This window comes from Rahnella variigena (assembly GCF_003610915.1).
In the GTDB taxonomy this organism is placed as follows: domain Bacteria; phylum Pseudomonadota; class Gammaproteobacteria; order Enterobacterales; family Enterobacteriaceae; genus Rahnella; species Rahnella variigena.
The window spans coordinates 1,077,777-1,099,119 of record NZ_NSDJ01000001.1 but is presented as its reverse complement, the minus strand read 5'-3'; the positions used below and the strand labels follow the sequence as shown (position 1 = coordinate 1,099,119).

The following is a 21,343-nucleotide window of genomic DNA, read 5'->3' as shown; positions in this document are numbered from 1 at the left end:
CTTTTATATGACCACAGATCTCCACGGATCTTTCTGGTATCCTTGCGGCGAAATGGCTAACAAGAGGCTTCACGTTTTTATGTCAGGTTGGCGTAGACTTTATTACACATTATTGAATTTACCACTCTCATTGCTGGTAAAGAGCAAGGTCATACCTTCAGATCCGGTTACCGAGTTGCATTTGGACCCGACGCGCCCGATTTTGTACGTATTGCCTTACAACTCCAAAGCAGACTTGCTGACGTTGCGTGCGCAATGTCTGGCAGAGAATCTGCCCGATCCCCTTATTCCGCTGGAAATCGACGGAACGCTGCTGCCAAGCCATGTTTTCATTGCTGAAGGCCCGCGCGTGTTCTCGTATTACACGCCGAAGCAGGAATCCGTAAAGCTGTTCCACGACTATCTGGATTTGCACCGCAACAATCCGGATTTAGACATCCAGATGCTGCCGGTTTCCGTGATGTTTGGTCGTGCGCCGGGCCGTGAAGGTCAGGATGATACGCCGCATCTGCGCGTACTGAATGGCATCCAGAAATTCTTTGCCGTGCTGTGGCTCGGACGTGACAGTTTTGTCCGTTTCTCCAATACCGTTTCCCTGCGCTATATGGCGACAGAGCACGGCACCGACAAAACCATCGCTCAGAAACTGGCACGCGTGGCGCGTATGCATTTCTCCCGCCAGCGTCTGGCAGCGGTCGGCCCGCGTCTTCCGGCGCGTCAGGATTTATTCAATAAATTGCTGGCTTCCAAAGCCATCGAAAAAGCGATCGAAGACGAAGCCCGCAGCAAGAAAATTTCCCACGAAAAAGCCCAGCAGAATGCTATCGCGCTGATGGAAGAAATCGCGGCGAACTTCTCTTATGAGGCCGTGCGTCTGTCAGACCGCGTGCTGAGCTGGACGTGGAATCGCTTGTATAAAGGCATCAACGTCAACAATGCTGAGCGTGTCCGTCAGCTGGCGCTCGATGGTCAGGAAATTGTGTATGTGCCCTGCCACCGCAGCCATATGGATTACCTGCTGCTGTCTTACGTGCTCTATCACCAGGGGCTGGTGCCGCCGCATATCGCTGCCGGTATCAACCTGAATTTTTGGCCGGCTGGCCCGATTTTCCGTCGTCTGGGTGCGTTCTTCATCCGTCGTACCTTTAAAGGCAACAAGCTTTATTCCACCGTTTTCCGCGAATATCTGGGTGAGTTGTTCAGCCGCGGTTATTCGGTCGAATACTTTGTGGAAGGTGGCCGTTCACGAACCGGACGTCTGCTGGAACCGAAAACCGGTACGCTGGCGATGACCATTCAGGCCATGCTGCGCGGCGGTTCACGTCCGATTACGTTAGTGCCGATTTACATCGGTTACGAGCACGTGATGGAAGTGGGCACGTACGCCAAAGAATTACGCGGTGCGACCAAAGAGAAAGAAAGCCTGACGCAGATGCTGAACGGGCTGCGCAAGCTGCGCAACCTCGGTCAGGGTTATGTGAACTTCGGCGAGCCGCTGCATCTGACCACTTACCTGAACCAGAATGTACCTACCTGGCGTGAAGCGATCGACCCAATCGAAGCGCAGCGTCCGAGCTGGCTGACGCCAACGGTGCAGGATCTGGCAGAGCAGATTATGGTGCGTATTAACAACTCAGCCGCGGCTAACGCCATGAACCTGTGTTGTACCGCGCTGCTGGCATCGCGTCAGCGTTCACTGACCCGTGAACAGCTGACCGAACAAATCGACTGCTATCTGCAATTGCTGCGTAACGTGCCGTATAACGCAGATTCGACGGTGCCTGATCTGACCGCCGATCAGCTGCTCGATCACGCGCTGAACATGAACAAGTTCCAGGTCGAGAAAGACAACATCGGTGACATCATCGTTCTGCCGCGCGAGCAGGCTGTTCTGATGACGTATTACCGCAACAATATCCACCATATGCTGGTATTGCCGTCACTGATTTCAAGCATCGTGATGCATCACCGTCAGGTCACCCGCGCAGAATTACTGCGTCAGGTGGAACTGATTTACCCGATGCTCAAAGCTGAACTGTTTATGCATTTCGATAAGTCAGAGCTGCCGCAGGTACTGGATGTTCTGACGCTGGAACTGGCACGTCAGCAAATCATTCATCTGGAAGACGATGAACTGACCCTGAACCCGGCGCGTATCCGTACCCTGCAACTGCTGGCCGCGGGTGTGCGTGAAACGCTGCAACGCTATGCCATTACTTTCTCGCTGCTCACCAATAATCCAAGCATCAACCGCGGTGCGCTGGAGAAAGAGAGCCGGATTATGGCGCAGCGCTTGTCCGTTTTACACGGTATCAATGCACCTGAATTCTTCGACAAAGCAGTGTTCTCAACGCTGGTCGGCACATTGCGCGCTGAGGGTTATATCAGTGACACCGGTGATGCGATTCAGGAACAAACGCGTGAGATTTACATCATGCTCAGTGATCTGATGACGCCGGATATCAAGCTGACGATCGAAAGTGCGGGAATGCCTTCTGAGCTGCCACAACCGACAGAGCCACCGGCTGAGCCGAAAATGGATGTGCGCGATACCGATCATTAACCGGTATTAGCGAACGCCTGCTGGCTGGTAAAACAAAACGCCCGGACTTTTTACAGAGTCCGGGCGTTTTTTATGGATGCCGTCTTTGGTCTGGAAATCTTAGAAACTGAACGCTGATAAGCTCATCAGAATGCCGAGGAACAGCACCAGTCCGACATAGTTGTTCTGACGGAAAGCCAGGAAACAGGCATCGCGTTCGCGTTTAGCAATCAGCTTTTGCTGATGCATAAACAGCGCAGCGGCCAGCAGCAGCGACCAGTAGAACGGTGCGCCAAGTTGTGAAAGATGTCCCACAAATCCCATCAGAACCAGTGTGGCAAGTTGCAGCAGGCCGATAATCAGCGTGTCAAAACGACCAAAGAGAATCGCTGTCGATTTCACGCCGATTTTCAAATCATCATCGCGATCCACCATGGCATATTGCGTATCGTAAGCCACCGTCCAGCAGATATTGGCGGCAAACATCAGCCAGCAGCTGAGCGGTACGCTTTCGCTTACCGCCGCGTACGCCATCGGAATTGCCCAGCCAAACGCCGCGCCCAAAACGACCTGCGGCAGATGACTGACCCGCTTCATAAACGGATAAATCCATGCCAGCGCCAGCCCGGCCAGAGACAGCAAAATGGTCATGCGGTTGAGCAGGAGAACCAGCAGGAAGGACACCAGCACCAGCCCGACAAAAAGCATTTTCGCCTGCTTACCGGTGATCGCACCGCTTGGCAGCGGACGGTTCGCGGTCCGTTTTACATGACCGTCAAATTTACGGTCTGCGTAGTCGTTCACCACGCAACCGGCTGCACGCATAAAGAAAACGCCCAGTACGAACACCAGCAAAATCTTAGCAGATGGCATTCCACCACCGGCCACCCACAATGCCCATAATGTTGGCCACAGCAGCAACAGCGAGCCGATAGGTTTATCAATACGCATCAGGCGGCAGTAATCACGCCATGTGCCCTGAGTCATACTTCCTGACACTCTCTGTTCTCCTTGTTGATTAGTCTGGCTCATGCCTTGCTCACTTTACCCTCGGGGCGATGCACCGGCGAGTCCGGCAGGAAAATTTCCGTCAGCAGCAGCGGTTTGTCTGAAAGCCGCAGGCGGGAACGACGCGCCCATAAATCGCCCTGTTCACTCTGTAATTGCCCTAAGTGAATGTAATCGCGGGTCAGGTTGTTGCCGCTAAACAGATAGCGTCCGAGCGGCACGGTGCCCAGATCGACCAGCGCCAGGTCTGGCCCGGTCAGCGTTTCTTCAGGAATGACCGTGCGTCCCAGAAGCCAGGGTTCGGCATCGCCAAACAGCACGATTTCGCGGATCCAGTAACGGGCACTTTCCGGCAACTGCTGTGCTTCGCTTTCACCCAATTCCTCGCGGCTGACAAAACATTCGTTTTGCGGTTTCACGGTGACGGTAACACCCTGCTTTTCGAACCGGCGGGTCATGGATCCCATTTCCATCAGCCAGTCGGCGACATCTGCAGGTACCTGCGAGGGATCGTCAAACCAGTGGATCGGGGATTGTTCGGGGGAATGGGAATCAGACATCAACGGCTCCGTAATGAAGGTATTCATACCTCCAATGAATTATCTGCCCCGCATTCTAGCGCATGAATGCGGGTCAGTAATGGCCTGTTTTATTCGCGGCGCAAACGTTCGCCGTTAGCCAGGAACAGCGTCACGACCAGCACGAGGATCGCACAGGCGTAAACCAGCGTGTCATAAGGACTTTTATGGTCGACGATAATCAGACGGATAATCGCGGTGATACCGATGTAAATAAAATAGCGCAACGGGAAGTGATAGCCCGAGGAAAAGTATTTGATAATCAGTGCAATAAACTCGAAATAGAGGAAGTAAATGACAATTCCCTCTATCAGTAAATACGACGAAGACTGGTCGTTATTCACGAACAATACCATCGCCAGATGATACGTCTCGCGCCCGATAAAAATCATCAGGATCGCGGCCAGTCCCAATAAGAAAACGTTCAAGATTCGCTGCATAATGACGGATATCATCATTGCGCGTTTTGATCCTGCCATGTGATCTAAATCCCACTTTTGTTATGAATACCCGCAGAATACCACAGAGTCCGCACCAGAAAACGAGCATTAAAAAAGGGTCAGCCGGTGAAGGCTAACCCTTTTATTTAGAAATATTTTGGCCCGTCCCTCTAAATCATTCGTGCTGCATCCAGGCGGCAACTGAGTGAACTCCCGGGAGCATACACAAGTATGTGACCGGGATTCGTGAAGGCAGCCAATGCCGGGTCAGCGCGAAGGATAACGAGGGATTAGCGCCAGTTTTTAAAGCGGTTAATCAAACCGTTAGTCGAGCTGTCGTGACCGGTAACATCTTTGTCGTCTTCCAGCTCTGGCAAGATACGGTTCGCCAGCTGTTTGCCCAGCTCTACGCCCCATTGGTCAAAGGTGTAGATATTCAGGATAACGCCCTGAGTAAAGATTTTGTGCTCGTACATCGCGATCAACGCACCCAGGCTGTAAGGCGTGATTTCACGCAGCAGGATAGAGTTGGTCGGACGGTTACCTTCGAACACTTTGAACGGTGCAACGTGTTTAACGTCTTCCGGTTTTTTACCCTGATCGGCGAATTCTTTCTCGACGACATCCAGAGATTTACCGAACGCCAGCGCTTCTGTCTGTGCGAAGAAGTTAGACAGCAGTTTGGCGTGGTGATCGCTCAGCGGGTTATGGCTGATGGCCGGCGCGATGAAGTCACAAGGGATGATTTTGGTTCCCTGGTGGATCAGCTGATAGAACGCGTGCTGGCCGTTGGTGCCTGGTTCGCCCCAGATGATCGGGCCCGTCTGGTAATCTACCGGGTTGCCGTTACGGTCAACGAACTTACCGTTAGATTCCATGTTGCCTTGCTGGAAGTAAGCAGCAAAACGGTGCATGTACTGGTCGTATGGCAGAATCGCTTCGGTTTCGGTGCCGTAGAAATCGTTGTACCAGATACCGATCAGCGCCAGCAGAACAGGCAGGTTTTTCTCCGCCGGGGTATTCGCGAAGTGATTATCCATCGCGTGAGCACCGCTCAGCAGTTGTTCGAAGTTATCGAAACCAACAGACAGGGCGATGGACAGACCGATTGCAGACCACAGTGAGTAACGGCCGCCGACCCAGTCCCAGAATTCGAACATGTTGTCGGTGTCGATACCAAACTCGCTCACCGCTTTACCGTTGGTGGACAGCGCCGCGAAGTGTTTCGCCACGTGTTTGTTGTCGCCAGCGGTTTTCAGGAACCAGCCGCGCGCGCTGTGGGCGTTGGTCATGGTTTCCTGGGTGGTGAAGGTTTTTGATGCGACCAGGAACAGCGTGGTTTCCGGTGACAAGTCTTTCAGCGTTTCGGCGATGTGCGTGCCATCCACGTTGGAGACGAAATGCATATTCAGGTGGTTTTTGTACGGACGCAGCGCTTCGGTGACCATGAACGGACCGAGGTCTGAACCGCCGATACCGATGTTCACCACGTCAGTGATGGCCTTACCGGTATAACCTTTCCACTCGCCACCGATAACGCGCTCGGTGAAACCTTTGATTTTCGCCAGAACCGCATTCACTTCCGGCATCACATCTTTGCCGTCCACGACGATCGGCGTGTTGCTGCGGTTACGCAGGGCAACGTGCAGCACGGCACGGTCTTCTGTGCGGTTGATCTTCTCGCCAGAGAACATCGATTTGATGGCGCCCTGAAGGTCGGTCTCTTTCGCCAGCGCCTGCAGTTTGTCCAGCGTCTCTGCAGTGATTCGGTTTTTGGAGAAATCGACCAGCATCTGGTCTTCAAACGTGGCAGAGAATTTGGAGAAACGATCACCATCTTCAGCAAACAGATGGCTAATCTGCACATCTTTCATCTTGTCGAAATGCTGCTGCAGGGCTTGCCAGGCAGCGGTCTGAGTTGGATTGATATTTTTCATAGCAATGCTCTTAGGCTGAGAATAAATATGAGGTAACTGTCCCGATTGTATCCTGAACTTCCTGGGAAGAGATGCCTTTTCTTGCGATAGGTCAGATCTGCTAAATCACAATGACAGAGAACAATATTAGATGAGAATCGTTCAAAATGTGGCGCATGGGCCGCGAGACCGTTGACAGACGCGCCATAACCCGTTATTCCTAAGCACCTAACTCGCGCGCGTGTCGCGTGAGCCAGAAGAGGCGCGTCGCCCAGGAAGTGTATCGGAGGAGCCGAATCCTACGAAGGTACATCAGGGGGAGCGACGCCGAGGTCTGAAGCCCGCGGCAGGCATATGATCGACTACAGGGGCTGAATCCCCTGGGTTGTCACCGGGCATCCGAGAGGATGTCGACAAGGTGGGGCGCTTCTGGGTGTATCGTAGCATTTCTACGTCTGCCCCCTTCCCGCTCTCCCCTTGTGCCAATTCTTAAAGTTTATGGAATAGATGGGCGTCTGGTATGACGACCCTGACACGAGGTTTTACATGAATTACGCAGCAACCCGCAACGCCAACCCGCAGCCTCTGGGCAACGTTATCGTCGCCAAATTCGGCGGTACCAGCGTAGCGGATTTCGACGCCATGAATCGCAGTGCAGATATCGTTCTGTCGCGCCCTGACGTGCGTCTGGTTGTTCTCTCCGCCTCTGCGGGCGTCACCAATTTATTAGTCGAGCTGGCCGAAGGCAAAGAAGCCGAACGCCGGGCGTTCCTGCTTGATGAAATTCGCCGTATCCAGAATGCCATTATTGACCGTCTGGACAATCCGACGGTAATCCGCGAAGAGCTGACCCGCATGCTGGAAAACATCGCCATGTTGTCCGAAGCTGCCAGCCTCGCGACATCAACGGCACTGACCGACGAACTGGTCAGCCACGGCGAGCTGATGTCCACGCTGTTATTTGTAGAAATCATCCGCCAGCGCAACGTGCCGGTGGAGTGGTTCGACGTGCGTAAAATCATGCGCACCAACGATCGTTTCGGTCGTGCAGAACCGGACACGCAGGCACTGAGCGAACTGACCGTTCAGCAACTGCAACCGCGACTGCAGGACGCGCTGGTTATCACACAAGGCTTTATCGGTTCTGAAGGCAAAGGCCGCACCACGACACTTGGCCGTGGCGGCAGTGACTACACCGCTGCATTGCTGGGCGAAGCGCTGAGCGCCGTCCGTGTCGATATCTGGACCGACGTACCGGGGATTTACACCACCGATCCACGTCTGGTGCCCGCGGCAAAACGCATTGATCATATCGCCTTTGAAGAAGCCGCTGAAATGGCGACATTTGGCGCGAAAGTTCTGCATCCAGCCACATTACTGCCGGCAGTACGTCGCGGGATCCCGGTGTTTGTCGGTTCGAGCAAAGACCCGTCGGGCGGTGGCACGTTAGTGTGTGATACCACTGACAACCCGCCACTGTTCCGCGCGATTGCCCTGCGTCGCAGACAAACGCTGGTCACGCTGCACAGCCTGAGCATGTTGCATTCACGCGGTTTCCTCGCCGAAGTGTTTGGCATTCTGGCACGTCACAGCATTTCCGTGGATCTCATTACCACATCCGAAGTCAGCGTAGCGCTGACGCTGGATACCACCGGTTCGACCTCTTCTGATGCCAGCCTGCTGACCACCTCGCTGCTGACAGAATTATCCTCACTGTGCCGGGTGGAAGTGGAAGAAAATCTGGCGCTGGTCGCCATCATCGGCAACAAGCTGTCACAGGCCTGTGGCGTCGGCAAAGAAGTGTTCGGCGTGCTGGATCCGTTCAATATCCGCATGATTTGCTACGGCGCAAGCAGCTACAACCTGTGCTTCCTGGTGCCGGGCAATGATGCGGATCAGGTCGTTAAAACTCTACACCGCAACCTGTTCGAATAATTACGGGCGCGGTATATGAGAAGACCGGGCCATGTGCCCGGTCTTTTTTTGTCTGTACTTTTGCAAAACAACAAAGACAAGGATCATCCTCAATGTTAGCTAAAATAACCCGCCTGTTCCCGCTGTGGGCCGTGCTGTTATCCGTCGCGGCCTATTATTCGCCCGGCACATTCACCCCAATCGGCCCGCACGTTTCCACACTGCTGATGCTGATTATGTTCGCGATGGGCGTTACCCTCGAATTCGGTGATTTCAAACGCGTTCTTTCCCGTCCCGGCCCGGTCGCTGCGGCGACATTCCTGCATTATCTGGTGATGCCGCTGGCGGCCTGGGTACTGGCGAAGTTGTTCCATATGCCTGCAGATTTATCGGCGGGCATGATCCTGGTCGGCAGCGTGGCCAGCGGAACGGCTTCTAACGTGATGATTTACCTTGCCAAAGGTGACGTTGCGCTTTCCGTGACCATTTCGGCTGTCTCCACGCTGGTGGGCGTTTTCGCAACCCCGCTGCTGACACGTTTGTATGTCGATACACACATCAAGGTGGATGTGGAAGGCATGCTGCTGAGCATTTTGCAGATCGTGGTGATCCCGATTTTAGCCGGTCTGATTATTCATCATCTGTTCACGAAAACCGTGAAACGCATCGAACCGCTGTTGCCGCTTTTCTCCATGATTTGCATCGTGGCCATTATCAGCGCCGTGGTCGCGGGCAGTCAGGGTTTTATTGGCTCCGTCGGCCTTATCGTGATTGTGGCGGTGATCCTGCACAACGGCATCGGCCTGCTGAGCGGCTACTGGGGCGGGAAACTGTTTGGCTTTGACGAAACCACCTGCCGCACGCTGGCGATGGAAGTCGGGATGCAGAACTCAGGTTTAGCGGCGACGCTGGGGAAAATCTACTTCACCCCGCTGGCCGCGCTGCCAGGTGCGCTGTTCTCGGTCTGGCACAATCTGTCGGGTTCTTTGCTTGCCGGTTACTGGTCCGGTAAACCGGTTAAAAAAGACTAACTCTCCTCTTATAAAACAAAGGGCGCTTTTTACAGCGCCCTTTGTTTTCTTAACGAACCATTTGTTTTCTTAACGACCGATGATGTTAAACCCGTTTCATATCGTCATTCGGTTCGCGCTGTTCATCTTCCTGCTCGTCCTGATCCAGCACGTTATACGCCACCGCACAGAACAGCGAATTCAGACGTTTCATATCACCCAGCAACCCAAGGTGCAGCGAACTGGTTTCAATGCTTTGCACGTTATGCTGATGCAAACGGTCAACGTGAGCGTGCGCATAACGGCGGTCAAGAATACGGAAACGGTGTTTAGAGCGGCGCAGACGGCGCGCACTGGTCAGGTCGTTCGACAGGAAAACACCCAGACTCAGACGCAGGTTATCCTGCAATTTTTCATGTAAAGCATCCAGCTCCACCAGCCCTTCCGGCGAAAATGCCCGGCGCGTGGCGTGAGATTTGGCCGTGATATCGCCGGTCATGCGCTCGATAATGTCACCGGCCTGTTCGAGATTCAGCGCCATTTCAATGATTTCAGCCCAGCGGCGTGAATCATCTTCGCCCAGACCTTCTTTATTGATTTGAGCCAGATACAGCTTGATGGCGGTGTAGAGCACATCCACATCATCGTCGAGACGGCGTACTTCGCGATCCTGCGCCAGTTTACCGTGCATCACTTCGCGGTTGAGGATCAGCATATGTTCGACCACGTCGCCCATACGCAACGTTTCACGTGCGGCATTAGCCAGCGCCAGCGTCGGGGTATCGATCGCGCTGACGTCCAGATGGCGCGGACGCAAACGCGGGTCATCTTCCGGCACATCGGCAATCATCAGCTGGCAAATCTTCGCCATCGGCGCGGTCAGAGGCACCATCGCCAGACAGCGGATCAGGTTGTAGAACATGTGAAAATAGATCACCAGCTCTTCGTCCGGAATGCCCAGTCGCGCCAGCTGCGTCGAAAGTGGCCCGACAAACGGCAGCACAATCACTAAACCAATCAGTTTAAACAGCGTACTGCCCAGCGCGACACGTCGGCCTGCGGCGTTCATTTTGCTGGCATTGATCATCGCCAGCAGCCCGCTGCCGAGGTTGGCACCAATCACCAGACACAATGACACTTTCAGTGAGATAACGCCGGTTGCGGCGAGCGTTGCCGTCAGCAGAACTGCGGCCAGACTGGAATAACTGATGATGGCAAAGACTGCGCCGGTCAGGGCATCGAGCAGCACATCACCGGTCAGGGAAGAGAACAACACTTTTACGCCGGACGCCTGCATGATCGGCGTTGCCGCACCCACAATCAGTTCCAGCGCCAGTAAAATCAGACCCAGCCCGATACAGACACGTCCCATTTGTCCGGCGCGGGTTTGCTTGCGGCTGAGGAAGAAAGCGACACCGACGAAAATCAGCAGCGGGGAAAGCCAGGACAGATCGAACGTCAGGATACGCGCCATCACGGCGGTCCCGACATCTGCGCCGAGAATAATCACCAGCGCCGGTGCCAGCGCAACCAGCCCCTGCGAAACAAAGGACGTCACCAGCAGCGCCGTCGCATTACTGCTTTGTACCAGTGCGGTCACGCCAATACCGGCGACAAACGCCAGCGGTTTTTTCTCGACACTGTTACTCAGAACACGGCGCAGATTGGCGCCAAAGACACGCATGATGCCGGTACGCACGATGTGCGTACCCCATACGAGTAAAGAAATAGCAGACAACAGATGCAAAAGGGTTAACACGAAAGAACAGCTCCATTAACGCCAGGCATAGACCGGCCATCCTGCCTGCCGGGCGTGCTGGAGCAGGATGGCGTCCGGATTCACAGCCACCGGCTGACCCACACGGGTCAGTAAGGGCAGATCATTATGGGAATCCGAATAGAAACTGGCTTGTTGCAGCAGGGAATCGTCCTGATTGATGAGTTCAAGCAAACGCGACACTTTACCTTCGCGATAGGTCATCATCCCCTGCGTGGCGCCGGTAAAGCGCCCGTCTTTTATTTCAACACCAATCGCCAGCGTTTCCTCAACACCGAGGTAACGGGCAATCGGACGCACCAGATGCTCTCCGGACGCGGAAATAATCACCGTCCGATCGCCCTGTGCGCGGTGAGCGGCCAGACACTCACGCGCCTGCGCATAAATGCGCGGTGCAATCACAGCCTGAATATAACCCGCGACCATTGCCGCGACGTCACTTTCGCTGCGTCCGGCAAGTGGCACCAAAGTAAAGCGCATGTACTCCTGCATGTCCATCTTACCCACGGCATATTGTTGCATCAGCGCGGCATCCTGTTGCAGGAAAGCCTGCTCATCTGCCACCCAGCCATTCTCCACCATGTAGGCAGACCAGAGGCTGGAACAGTCGCCGCTAATCAGGGTTTCATCGAGATCAAACAGCGCCAGTTTCATGCAACTTCCCGTAACGTAACAAGATCTAACTGTAGACCAATATCGCTGCCATCGGCGCGAAGTGAGGCCACAGAACGGTTTAACACATCCACAGAAAGCTCGACTCCGTGCGCTATAACACGATAACGCACCACATTACCAAGCAGGCTGTGGCTGAGAACTTTAGCCGGAATACCTTCAATCAGCTCGCATATCGTCACCGACTCCGGACGAATGGCAACGCGGCCCGTGTAAATAATACCGGTCAGCGCCATCGCCTGTTCAGGGCTCAGCAGGTTGTAGCTGCCGATAAAGCCCGCGGCAAACGCATCGACAGGCTCAGTATACAGGGTTTCGGCATCGGCATTTTGGACGATTTGTCCTTTGTTCATCAGCACAATCCGGTCTGACATGGTCAGTGCTTCTTCCTGATCGTGAGTAACGAAAATCGCCGTCAGGTTCATTTCGCGCTGAATGCGGCGGATTTGCTCACGCAGATGCTTACGGATACGGGCATCGAGCGCGGAAAGGGGTTCGTCGAGCAGAAGCAGACGCGGTTGCGTCACCAGCGAGCGCGCCAGCGCCACACGCTGACACTGACCGCCGGAAAGCTGGTGCGGATAACGTTTGCCGTAATCGTTCATTTCCACCAGTTCCAGCACTTCTCCCACGCGGCGATGCAGTTCGGAAGCCGGTATCTTCTGCATCTTCAGACCAAACGCGACGTTGGCTTCCACCGTCATATTCGGGAAAAGCGCGTAGCTCTGGAAGACCATCCCGATCCCGCGCTGTTGTGGCGGCAACGGCACGATATCCTGCCCCTGGATTAGAATCTTTCCGCTGTCGACCGAAGTCAGCCCGGCCAGACAGCGCAGCAGCGTGGATTTCCCACAGCCGCTCGGCCCCAGCAACGTGACGAATTCGCCCTCTTCTGCCGAGAAATCGATGTTGTTGAAAATCTGTGTCGGGCCGTAAGACTTGTTGAGTTGAGTGACCTGCAAATACGACATAATCAGCTCTTTCCTTTGTTCAGCATGTTCGCCACCCAGGTGAAAATCAGGACGACCATGAAATAGGAGATAACCAATGCGCTGGTGAAATGGCCACTGCCATTGCGCATGTTATAGAGATAAACCTGCACCGTTTCATAACGGCTGCCCGCCAGCAGGTTGGCGAATACGAATTCCCCGATCAGGAACGAGAACGACAGCAGCACGGCAATCATTCCGCCCTTGCGTAAGTTCGGTAAAACCACCAGCAGCGCGGCTTTCCAGGTGCTGGCACCGAGCAGGTGCGCCGCATCCATCAGGTCACGAAGATTGATGGCCTGCATGTTGTTTGAGATGGCGCGATAGATAAACGGCAAGGCGATGGTGAAGTAACAGCCAATCAGGATCCACGGCGTACCGGTCAGCGCCAGTGGCTCAGCGGAATAAAGCTGCATCAGCCCCACTGAAGACACCACCGGCGGCACGGCAAACGGCAGCAGGATCAGGATATTCATCAGCGCGTCGAGCTTCGGGAAGTAGTAAGCAATCACAAACATCAGTGGCAGGATCAGCACCAGCGACAGGAAAAGCGTGCCGAAACACACCAGCAGTGAGTGCCAGAGTGCGATCAGGAATCGCGGATCGCTCCACAGTTCCACCAGCCATTTGAGCGTAAAGCCGCTAGGCAAAATGGTGGCGCCCCATTCCAGTACCAGCGCATACACCAGCGTCGCCAGCAACGGCAACATCAGGACAATCAGTAAAACCCAGATCACCACACGGTGGTAAATCGCTTCAGAGCGCGACATCTTACGTTCCTTTTTCAGGCAATCAGCTGCGCTGACTGAGATAGCTTTTACGCAATAACCACTGATGGATCAGCGTGATAAACGCCATCAGCACCACCAGTAACATCGCCAGCGCACTGCCCATATTGGGATCGAGCGAAATATCTCCCGACACCAGCGCCGCAATACGCACAGGCACCACGTTAAAGTTGCCAGTGGTCAGCGCGTAGACCGTGGCATACGCGCCCAGTGCATTGGCGAGCAAAATCACAAAGGTCCCCAGAAGCGCCGGGAACAGCACCGGAATGCCGATATACCGCCAGTAACTCCAGCGCCCCGCACCCAGCAACGCTGCAGATTCGCGCCAGTCTTCGCGCAGGGCATCGAATGCCGGATACATCAGCAAAACACCAAGCGGGATCTGGAAATAGGTGTAGAGAACAATCAGCCCATCTTTCGAATACAGGTCGAAGTGTTCCATCAGGCCATATTTTCTCAGCAGCAGCGTCAGGCAGCCGTTCAGTCCGAGCAAAATCACAAAGGCGAACGCCAACGGTACACCCGCGAAGTTGCTGGTCATATTGGTAAATGACATCACGAAGTCGTGAAGTTTTGTCGGACCCAACTGGCGAAGTGAATAACTGCCCACTAACGCGATAAGTAAGCCGTACAAACTCGACCAGATGGAAATATCCAGCGAGAAGCGCATCGCCTGCAGATAAAACGGTGACGTCAGAATGTCGCTGTAATTGCCCAGCCCCCAGGCTTCATAGGTTTCGCTGTAAAAACTGCTCACCGCAATCCAGGCCAGCGGCGCCAGCTGAAAAGCGATGAAAAACACCAGAAATGGCAACATAAACAGCGCCGCAATCCACTTAGCTTTCATCGGTTATCCTCTAAAAGTGACAGGATTCAGGCCAGTAATGCCGCGCAATGTGGCTTGTCGTGGGCAATATTCAGGATCTGGCAAATTGTTCCGCACAGCTCGGTTTGCAACGGCGCGGCGTCTTTCAAGCTGAACGCACTGCCGAACACGAACAGCGGCACCTGTCGCTCTTCTGGCAAAATACCACCGTGGCTGCGGTCATCGTTCATGCCGTGATCGGCGGTCACCATCACCTGATAACCGGCATCCAGCCAGTCGCCCAGATAGTGCGAAAGAATGCCGTCCGCCGTCCGTGCTTTGTTGCGGTATTGCGGCGTCGACAGGCCAAATTTGTGGCCAGCATCATCAATATTCATCGGGTGAATGAGCATAAAATCGGGGTCATGCCGACGGCGCAGGCTTTCTGCATCGTCGAACAAATGCGAATCGGGGTAACCGTCATCGTAATAAAAATGACCATGCTGAATTGTCAGCGACTCATCGCTGGTATGGCGGTCACGCGGCGGGTCAAACGGCGTGCGGTTATACAATTCGCTGACCCAATGATAAGCCGCAGCCGCCGTGGTCAGGCCGGCGTCGCGGGCATAATGGAAAATACTGCGTTGCGTGGATAACCGGTCAACGTGGTTATGCACAATCCCACTCACCACCGGCGTAATGCCGGTGAGGATGCATTCATAAAGCGGCCGGGACAGCGATGGCAGTTCGCATTCCAGTTGATACAAGCGGCCGCGTCCTGCGGCACACTGAGCCTGTAAATAACCCATTGCGTCTTTGCCGACCTGATAATTCAGGCCGTCGAGTACTACCAGAATGCTCTTCATTACACTTATGCCTTTCGTTTCAAACAGGTGTTGTCATTGAACCAATGCTTTCGCTGTCCGGTTTTTCTTATTTTTGCTTAATGGATTACTGCTGCATGTTGATCATGACGTTTTCCTGCCACAGACGAGGCAAGGTTTTGGCACTCTTATCCCAGGCAGCCGGATCGGCAATCGGGTGAGCATTTTTGTATTCGCTGGAAGGAAGCAGTTTGGCTTTGGCATCGTCGGGCAGCGTGATGTGATCAGCACGGATTGGACGGGCATAACCCTGCGCTAAGTTGATCTGACCTGCATCAGAGAAGATGTATTCACGCGCCAGTTTGGCGGCATTCGGGTGCCTGGCGAATTTGTTGATAATGGTGGTATAGCCGGAAGTGATGCTGCCATCAGAGGGGATCACCACGTCGAAGCGGGTTTTGTCAATTTTGTCGCGATAGCTCAGCCCATTGAAATCCCAGACCACGCCGACCTGCACTTCACCTTTTTCCAGAGAAGCAATGACCGGGTTAGTCAGGCTAAGACGCCCTGCTTTCGCCAGTTTGCCGAAATATTCCAGACCTGGTTTCAGATCCTTTTCATTGCCGCCCATCGCGTACGTTGCCGCCAGCACGCCGTTCGCGGCCTGCGCTGCCGTGCTCACATCACCGATGGTCACTTTGTATTTGCTGTTCAGCAGATCAGCCCAGCTGTGAGGCTCATCTTTGACCTGAGATTTATCAATGATAAAAGCAATGGTGCCGGTGTAAGCAAGTGCCCACATACCGTCTTTATCTTTCGCCCAGTCTGGCACCTGATCCCAGGTGGTAGGTTTATAAGGTTGAGTCACACCTTTTGAAACAGCAACCGGACCAAAGGCCGCACCCACATCACCGATATCAGCGCTGGCATTGTCTTTTTCCGCCAGGAATTTCGCAATTTCCTGCGCGGAACTCATGTCGGTATCGCTGTGTTTCAGGCCATATTTGGTATTCAGATCACTCCAGGTGGCTTTCCAGTTCGCCCAGTCATCAGGCATACCGACGCTGTTTACGGTTCCTTCGGCTTGCGCCGCTTTCAGGAGTTCAGCAGGAGGCTCAGCGGCAAATACCGATGAGGAGGAGAGGACAAGCGCGCTGGTTAACACAGATGCGAACAACTGTTTCATAACGGATGCTCCGGATGGTAGTGTGTGAAGTGCTGGTCTAGTCCAGCAAGAACCAAGCCAATCTAACGCTCAATTGTGATAATTATATGTCAGCGTGAAAAAGCAGCAGTTTTAAGCTTATCGCTGTTAACACGCGCACATTATTTACGCGATAAAGAGCCGGATTGGTGCAAAAACGCACTGAAATGAGGCTTGCTGACCGATGAGTGAATCGCAGACCACCCTTGCTGTTATCTGCAAGGCATTGAGCGAAAGTATTGCGGCCGGGGCATTTTCTGCCGAGGGAAGGCTGCCTTCTGAGCGGGCGTTAAGTGAACAATTTTCCACAACCCGTATCACAATACGGGAAGCATTAAGCCAGCTTGAGGCACAGGGGCTGATCTACCGGGAAGTACGCCGTGGCTGGTTTGTGTCACCGCCCCGCATTATTTACAACCCGTTGCAAAGAAGTCACTTTCACGCGATGGCGAAAGACCAGGGACGTAGCGCGCAGACCGAAGTGATCGATGCGAAGCACTGCGTTGCCAGTGAGACTGTCTGCCAGAAGTTACTGTTACCGTCTGAGAGTGAGGTGATATGTATCCGCCGGCTGCGTTATATCGATAAACGCCCGGTTTTGTATGTCGAGCACTATCTTAATCCGCTGTATTTTCAGGGCATTCTTGACGCGGATCTCACGACATCGCTGACTGATTTGTACGCATCCCGCTATGACATCCACTATGGACGCGTGCGTTTCGACATGGTGCCGACATTGCTGTCTGAACAAGCGTCACATGCGCTGAAAGTTGCTTCCGGCAGTCCGGCGCTGTTTATTACGCGTATCAACCGTGACCAGCATGACCGGGTTATCGACTGCGATCTGGAATACTGGCGCTATGACGCATTGCACATTGATGTGGAAGTGAACTGATTTAAAGAAGCAGAGAAATGGCAGGTGGAACCGGACGAGGGCTGAGGATGAATGTCAGGATCAGTGAAAACAGGCAGATCGTAAAGACGCCGTAAAATCATCCCTGATGGCTCGAACCGCGCCATCCATGGCGCGGACGCTTTACTCTTCTGCCTGTTTTCACCTCCAGAGAGCGGGAGTATTCAGGATCAGTCGGCGTCGTAACCTAAGTTCGGCGCCAGCCAGCGTTCGACTTCGGCGACAGGCATATTTTTACGCGCCGCATAATCTTCCACCTGATCACGCTGAATCTGCGCCACGGCGAAATATTTGCTGTCCGGGTGACTGAAATACCAGCCCGATACCGCCGCCCCCGGCCACATGGCGAAGGATTCGGTCAGTTGCATACCGGTGTTGGCTTCGACATCAAGCAGTTTCCAGATTTGACCTTTTTCAGTGTGTTCAGGACAGGCCGGATAACCAGGAGCCGGACGGATGCCCTGATAATTCTCGCGGATCAGTTCTTCATTGCTCAGATTTTCTGTCGGCGCAAAGCCCCAGTAAACCTTACGCACTTTTTCATGCAGGTATTCTGCGAACGCTTCTGCCAGACGGTCTGACAGCGCTTTAATCATGATTTTATTATAATCATCATGTTGCTTGTCATACGCCTCAGCCAGCGCGTCTTCTTCCAGCCCGCCGGTGACGGCGAACGCGCCCATGTAATCTTTCTTGCCGCTGGATTTCGGCGCAACAAAGTCCGCCAGACAGTAGTTGGCGAAGTCGTTTTTTTCGGTTTGCTGACGTAAATGATGGCTGACGACCAGCACGTCTTCACGACGTTCATCGCTATAGATTTCAATGTCATCACCCTTGCGGTTTGCAGGGAACAAGCCGACGACACCACGCGGATTAAGCAATTTCTCTGTGGAGAGTTTATCCAGCAGGTCATTGGCATCTTTGAACAGGCGCTTCGCTTCCTCGCCGACCACTTCATCTTCAAGAATGCGCGGGTATTTACCGGCCAGCGACCAGGTCATGAAGAAAGGCGTCCAGTCGATGTAATTACGCAGCGTTTCAATGCTGGCTTCCACTTTCTGAATGCCCAGCCGGTGAGCGACAGGCGGCGTGTAATTGTCCCAGTCAATGGTCATCGCGTTATCGCGGGCGACCTCAAGGCTGACCGGCGGTGTGCGGGGTTTTTTACGTGCATGCTGGATACGCACGGTGTCGTACTCTTTGCGCGTACGTTCGATAAACGCGTCACGCTGATCTTTTGACAGCAAGGCCGAGACCACGCCGACAGAACGCGAGGCATTTTGCACATAACAGGTCGCGCCACTGTAGTTTTGTTCGATTTTAACCGCGGTGTGCGCTTTTGAGGTGGTCGCGCCGCCAATCAGCAACGGCATGGTGAAACCTCGACGTTCCATCTCTTTCGCCACGTTAACCATTTCATCCAGCGACGGCGTGATCAGCCCCGAAAGCCCGATGATATCGACATTTTCTTCAATGGCCGTTTTCAGGATTTTGTCGGTGGGCACCATCACACCGAGATCGATAATCTCGTAGTTATTGCATTGCAGTACCACGCCAACGATGTTTTTGCCGATGTCATGTACGTCGCCTTTTACTGTCGCAAGCAGGATTTTGCCGTTGGTCTGGCCCTTCTCCTTACTCGCTTCGATGTACGGCTCCAGATAGGCCACGGCCTGCTTCATTACGCGCGCAGACTTCACCACCTGCGGCAGGAACATTTTACCGGCACCAAACAGGTCACCGACAACGTTCATGCCGTCCATCAGCGGACCTTCGATCACTTCAATCGGCCGCGCAGCGAGCTGGCGACACTCTTCGGTATCCAGTTCGATAAATTCGGTAATGCCTTTCACCAGCGAGTATTCAAGGCGTTTTTTGACTTCCCAGCTGCGCCATTCCGCCTGCTGTTTGTTGGCTTCGCCATCGTCCTTGCTGCCACGGTATTTTTCGGCAAGTTCAAGCAGACGCTCAGTACCATCGTCGCGGCGGTTGAGGATCACGTCTTCAACGGCGTCGCGCAGTTCAGCAGGTAAATCATCATAAATCGCCAGCTGCCCGGCGTTGACGATGCCCATATCCATACCGTTGCGGATAGCGTGATACAGGAAAACGGCGTGAATAGCTTCGCGCACCGGTTCATTACCCCGGAACGAGAAGGAAACGTTGGAAACACCGCCGGAAATCAGTGCGTGCGGCAATTGTGTTTTGATATCGGCGCAGGCTTCGATGAAATCGACAGCGTAGTTGTTGTGCTCTTCAATGCCGGTGGCGACCGCGAAAATATTCGGGTCAAAAATGATGTCTTCCGGCGGGAAACCGACTTTTTCAGTCAGTAATTTGTAGGCACGGAGGCATATTTCAATTTTGCGGGCGCGGGTATCCGCCTGTCCGGTTTCATCGAATGCCATGACCACTACGGCCGCACCATAGCGGCGCACCATGCGGGCGTGATGCAGGAAGGCTTCTTCGCCCTCTTTCATGGAAATGGAGTTAACAATCCCTTTGCCCTGAATGCATTTCAGGCCTTTTTCAATGACGTCCCATTTGGACGAGTCGATCATGATCGGCACGCGTGCAATATCCGGTTCACCGGCAATCAGATTGAGGAAACGCACCATCGCCGCTTCGGCGTCGAGCATCCCTTCATCCATGTTGATGTCGATAATTTGGGCGCCACTTTCCACCTGCTGACGAGCCACGGCCAGCGCTTCCGAATACTTTTCTTCTTTAATCAGCCGTTTAAATCTGGCGGAACCGGTGACGTTGGTGCGTTCACCGACGTTCACAAACAGCGTCTGCGGATCAATAGTCAGTGGTTCCAGCCCTGCAAGACGGCAGGCAACCGGGATAACCGGCAACGCACGTGGCGGTACGCCCTCGACAGCTTTCACCATCGCCGCAATATGTGCAGGCGTGGTACCACAGCAGCCACCGACGATGTTCAGGAAGCCCGAGCGCGCCCATTCGGCAATGTGCTCCGCCATCTCTTTGGCTTCCAGATCGTAGTCACCAAAGGCGTTGGGTAAACCGGCGTTGGGGTGAGCTGTCACATAACATTCTGCAATGCGGGATAGCTCAGCAACATACTGACGTAACTCATCCGGCCCCAGTGCACAGTTCAGGCCGAAAGTGAGCGGTTTAACGTGACGCAGTGAGTTATAAAAAGCTTCTGTCGTCTGGCCTGATAGCGTACGGCCGGAAGCGTCAGTGATAGTGCCGGAAACCATCACAGGCAATACAATGCCCATCGCTTCAAACTCGCTTTCAACCGCGAATGTGGCGGCTTTGGCGTTGAGCGTGTCAAAGATGGTTTCGATCATGATCAAATCTGCGCCGCCTTCAATCAGCGCACGGGTCGATTCGCGATAGGCCTGGACCAGTTGATCGAAAGACACATTACGGAAAGCGGGATCGTTGACGTCTGGGGAAATCGACGCCGTACGGTTAGTCGGGCCTAACACACCGGCGACGTAACGTGGTTTATCCGGTGTGCGGGCGGTCCACTCATCGGCGCACTGACGCGCCAGCCGGGCTGCTTCATAGTTAATTTCAGCCGACAGCGATTCCATATGGTAGTCAGCCATCGCAATCGTGGTGGAGTTAAAAGTGTTGGTTTCGAGAATATCGGCGCCAGCAGCCAGATAACCGTTATGGATCTCGACGATCACTTCCGGTTTAGACAAGACCAGAAGATCGTTATTGCCTTTAAGATCGCTTTCCCAGTCAGCAAAACGTTCGCCACGGTAATCTTCTTCTTCCAGACGGTAGCTTTGGATCATGGTGCCCATGCCGCCGTCCAGAACCAAAATGCGCTGTGCCAGTTGCTTATGTAGCGCCTCAACTCGATTAGTCACTTTCACCTCATCACCCGTCACTGACACCCGGCAAATTGTGCATTCATGCGCCGGAAATTATGGTCAACATCCTAGCATACCTTCCCCGACCAAAAGCCCGCGCCGACGT

Annotated in this window: 16 protein-coding genes and 1 riboswitch; of the genes, 4 read left to right on the top strand and 12 right to left on the bottom strand. The window is 53.9% G+C overall.

What is annotated here, in order from left to right:
* The first annotated feature begins 79 nt into the window (after positions 1 to 79).
* Positions 80 to 2,563 carry a glycerol-3-phosphate 1-O-acyltransferase PlsB gene (plsB, locus tag CKQ54_RS05070; RefSeq protein WP_120163847.1) on the top strand — a complete coding sequence of 828 codons (2,484 nt, stop codon included), beginning with the start codon at positions 80 to 82 and terminating at the stop codon, positions 2,561 to 2,563.
* A 99-nt stretch (positions 2,564 to 2,662) separates the two neighbouring features.
* Here plsB and ubiA read toward each other — a convergent pair whose 3' ends face one another.
* From ubiA to pgi, 4 genes are all read right to left on the bottom strand, one after another.
* On the bottom strand, positions 2,663 to 3,529 hold the full coding sequence (gene ubiA, locus CKQ54_RS05065) for a 4-hydroxybenzoate octaprenyltransferase (RefSeq protein WP_181955561.1): 867 nt from the start codon (positions 3,527 to 3,529) through the stop codon (positions 2,663 to 2,665).
* A 41-nt stretch (positions 3,530 to 3,570) separates the two neighbouring features.
* Positions 3,571 to 4,110 carry a chorismate lyase gene (gene ubiC, locus CKQ54_RS05060; protein ID WP_120163848.1) on the bottom strand — a complete coding sequence of 180 codons (540 nt, stop codon included), beginning with the start codon at positions 4,108 to 4,110 and terminating at the stop codon, positions 3,571 to 3,573.
* Positions 4,111 to 4,199: 89 nt separating this feature from the next.
* Positions 4,200 to 4,607, bottom strand: coding sequence for a phosphate-starvation-inducible protein PsiE (gene psiE / locus CKQ54_RS05055; RefSeq protein ID WP_095924316.1), 408 nt, complete (start codon positions 4,605 to 4,607; stop codon positions 4,200 to 4,202).
* Positions 4,608 to 4,858: 251 nt separating this feature from the next.
* Complete coding sequence (pgi, locus tag CKQ54_RS05050) at positions 4,859 to 6,505, bottom strand: glucose-6-phosphate isomerase (RefSeq protein ID WP_120163849.1); 1,647 nt, start codon at positions 6,503 to 6,505, stop codon at positions 4,859 to 4,861.
* A gap of 228 nt (positions 6,506 to 6,733) precedes the next feature.
* Positions 6,734 to 6,921, top strand: a riboswitch (Lysine riboswitch).
* Between the two features lie 109 nt (positions 6,922 to 7,030).
* Here pgi and lysC point away from each other — a divergent pair.
* Positions 7,031 to 8,419, top strand: coding sequence for a lysine-sensitive aspartokinase 3 (gene lysC / locus CKQ54_RS05045; protein ID WP_120163857.1), 1,389 nt, complete (start codon positions 7,031 to 7,033; stop codon positions 8,417 to 8,419).
* 92 nt (positions 8,420 to 8,511) lie between these two features.
* Positions 8,512 to 9,429: a ketopantoate/pantoate/pantothenate transporter PanS gene (gene panS / locus CKQ54_RS05040; RefSeq protein ID WP_112287084.1), complete on the top strand. Its 918-nt coding sequence runs from the start codon at positions 8,512 to 8,514 to the stop codon at positions 9,427 to 9,429.
* A gap of 85 nt (positions 9,430 to 9,514) precedes the next feature.
* Here the strand turns inward: panS and CKQ54_RS05035 are convergent, their stop codons facing one another.
* From CKQ54_RS05035 to CKQ54_RS05005, 7 genes are all read right to left on the bottom strand, one after another.
* Positions 9,515 to 11,167 (bottom strand): Na/Pi cotransporter family protein, encoded by a 1,653-nt coding sequence (locus CKQ54_RS05035; RefSeq protein ID WP_112287085.1) that lies wholly within the window; start codon positions 11,165 to 11,167, stop codon positions 9,515 to 9,517.
* Positions 11,168 to 11,182: 15 nt separating this feature from the next.
* The gene (locus tag CKQ54_RS05030; RefSeq protein WP_120163850.1) at positions 11,183 to 11,839 is read right to left on the bottom strand and encodes an HAD family hydrolase; all 657 of its coding nucleotides are present in this window, start codon (positions 11,837 to 11,839) and stop codon (positions 11,183 to 11,185) included.
* Positions 11,836 to 12,828, bottom strand: a complete 993-nt coding sequence (locus tag CKQ54_RS05025) for an ABC transporter ATP-binding protein (protein WP_120163851.1) — start codon at positions 12,826 to 12,828, stop codon at positions 11,836 to 11,838. Before CKQ54_RS05025 ends, CKQ54_RS05030 begins: the two co-directional genes overlap by 4 nt.
* A gap of 2 nt (positions 12,829 to 12,830) precedes the next feature.
* Positions 12,831 to 13,616 carry an ABC transporter permease gene (locus CKQ54_RS05020; RefSeq protein ID WP_113876665.1) on the bottom strand — a complete coding sequence of 262 codons (786 nt, stop codon included), beginning with the start codon at positions 13,614 to 13,616 and terminating at the stop codon, positions 12,831 to 12,833.
* Positions 13,617 to 13,638: 22 nt separating this feature from the next.
* Complete coding sequence (locus tag CKQ54_RS05015; protein WP_112287089.1) at positions 13,639 to 14,481, bottom strand: ABC transporter permease; 843 nt, start codon at positions 14,479 to 14,481, stop codon at positions 13,639 to 13,641.
* A 26-nt stretch (positions 14,482 to 14,507) separates the two neighbouring features.
* Positions 14,508 to 15,305 (bottom strand): alkaline phosphatase family protein, encoded by a 798-nt coding sequence (locus tag CKQ54_RS05010; protein WP_120163852.1) that lies wholly within the window; start codon positions 15,303 to 15,305, stop codon positions 14,508 to 14,510.
* An 85-nt stretch (positions 15,306 to 15,390) separates the two neighbouring features.
* Positions 15,391 to 16,449, bottom strand: coding sequence for an ABC transporter substrate-binding protein (locus CKQ54_RS05005; protein WP_112287091.1), 1,059 nt, complete (start codon positions 16,447 to 16,449; stop codon positions 15,391 to 15,393).
* Between the two features lie 202 nt (positions 16,450 to 16,651).
* On the opposite strand from CKQ54_RS05005, the gene CKQ54_RS05000 reads away from it, so the two are divergent.
* Entirely contained in the window at positions 16,652 to 17,362 is a 711-nt protein-coding gene (locus CKQ54_RS05000; RefSeq protein WP_120163853.1) for a UTRA domain-containing protein, read from the top strand.
* 188 nt (positions 17,363 to 17,550) lie between these two features.
* Here CKQ54_RS05000 and metH read toward each other — a convergent pair whose 3' ends face one another.
* The gene (gene metH / locus CKQ54_RS04995) at positions 17,551 to 21,234 is read right to left on the bottom strand and encodes a methionine synthase (RefSeq protein ID WP_120163858.1); all 3,684 of its coding nucleotides are present in this window, start codon (positions 21,232 to 21,234) and stop codon (positions 17,551 to 17,553) included.
* Between the last annotated feature and the right edge of the window lie 109 nt (positions 21,235 to 21,343).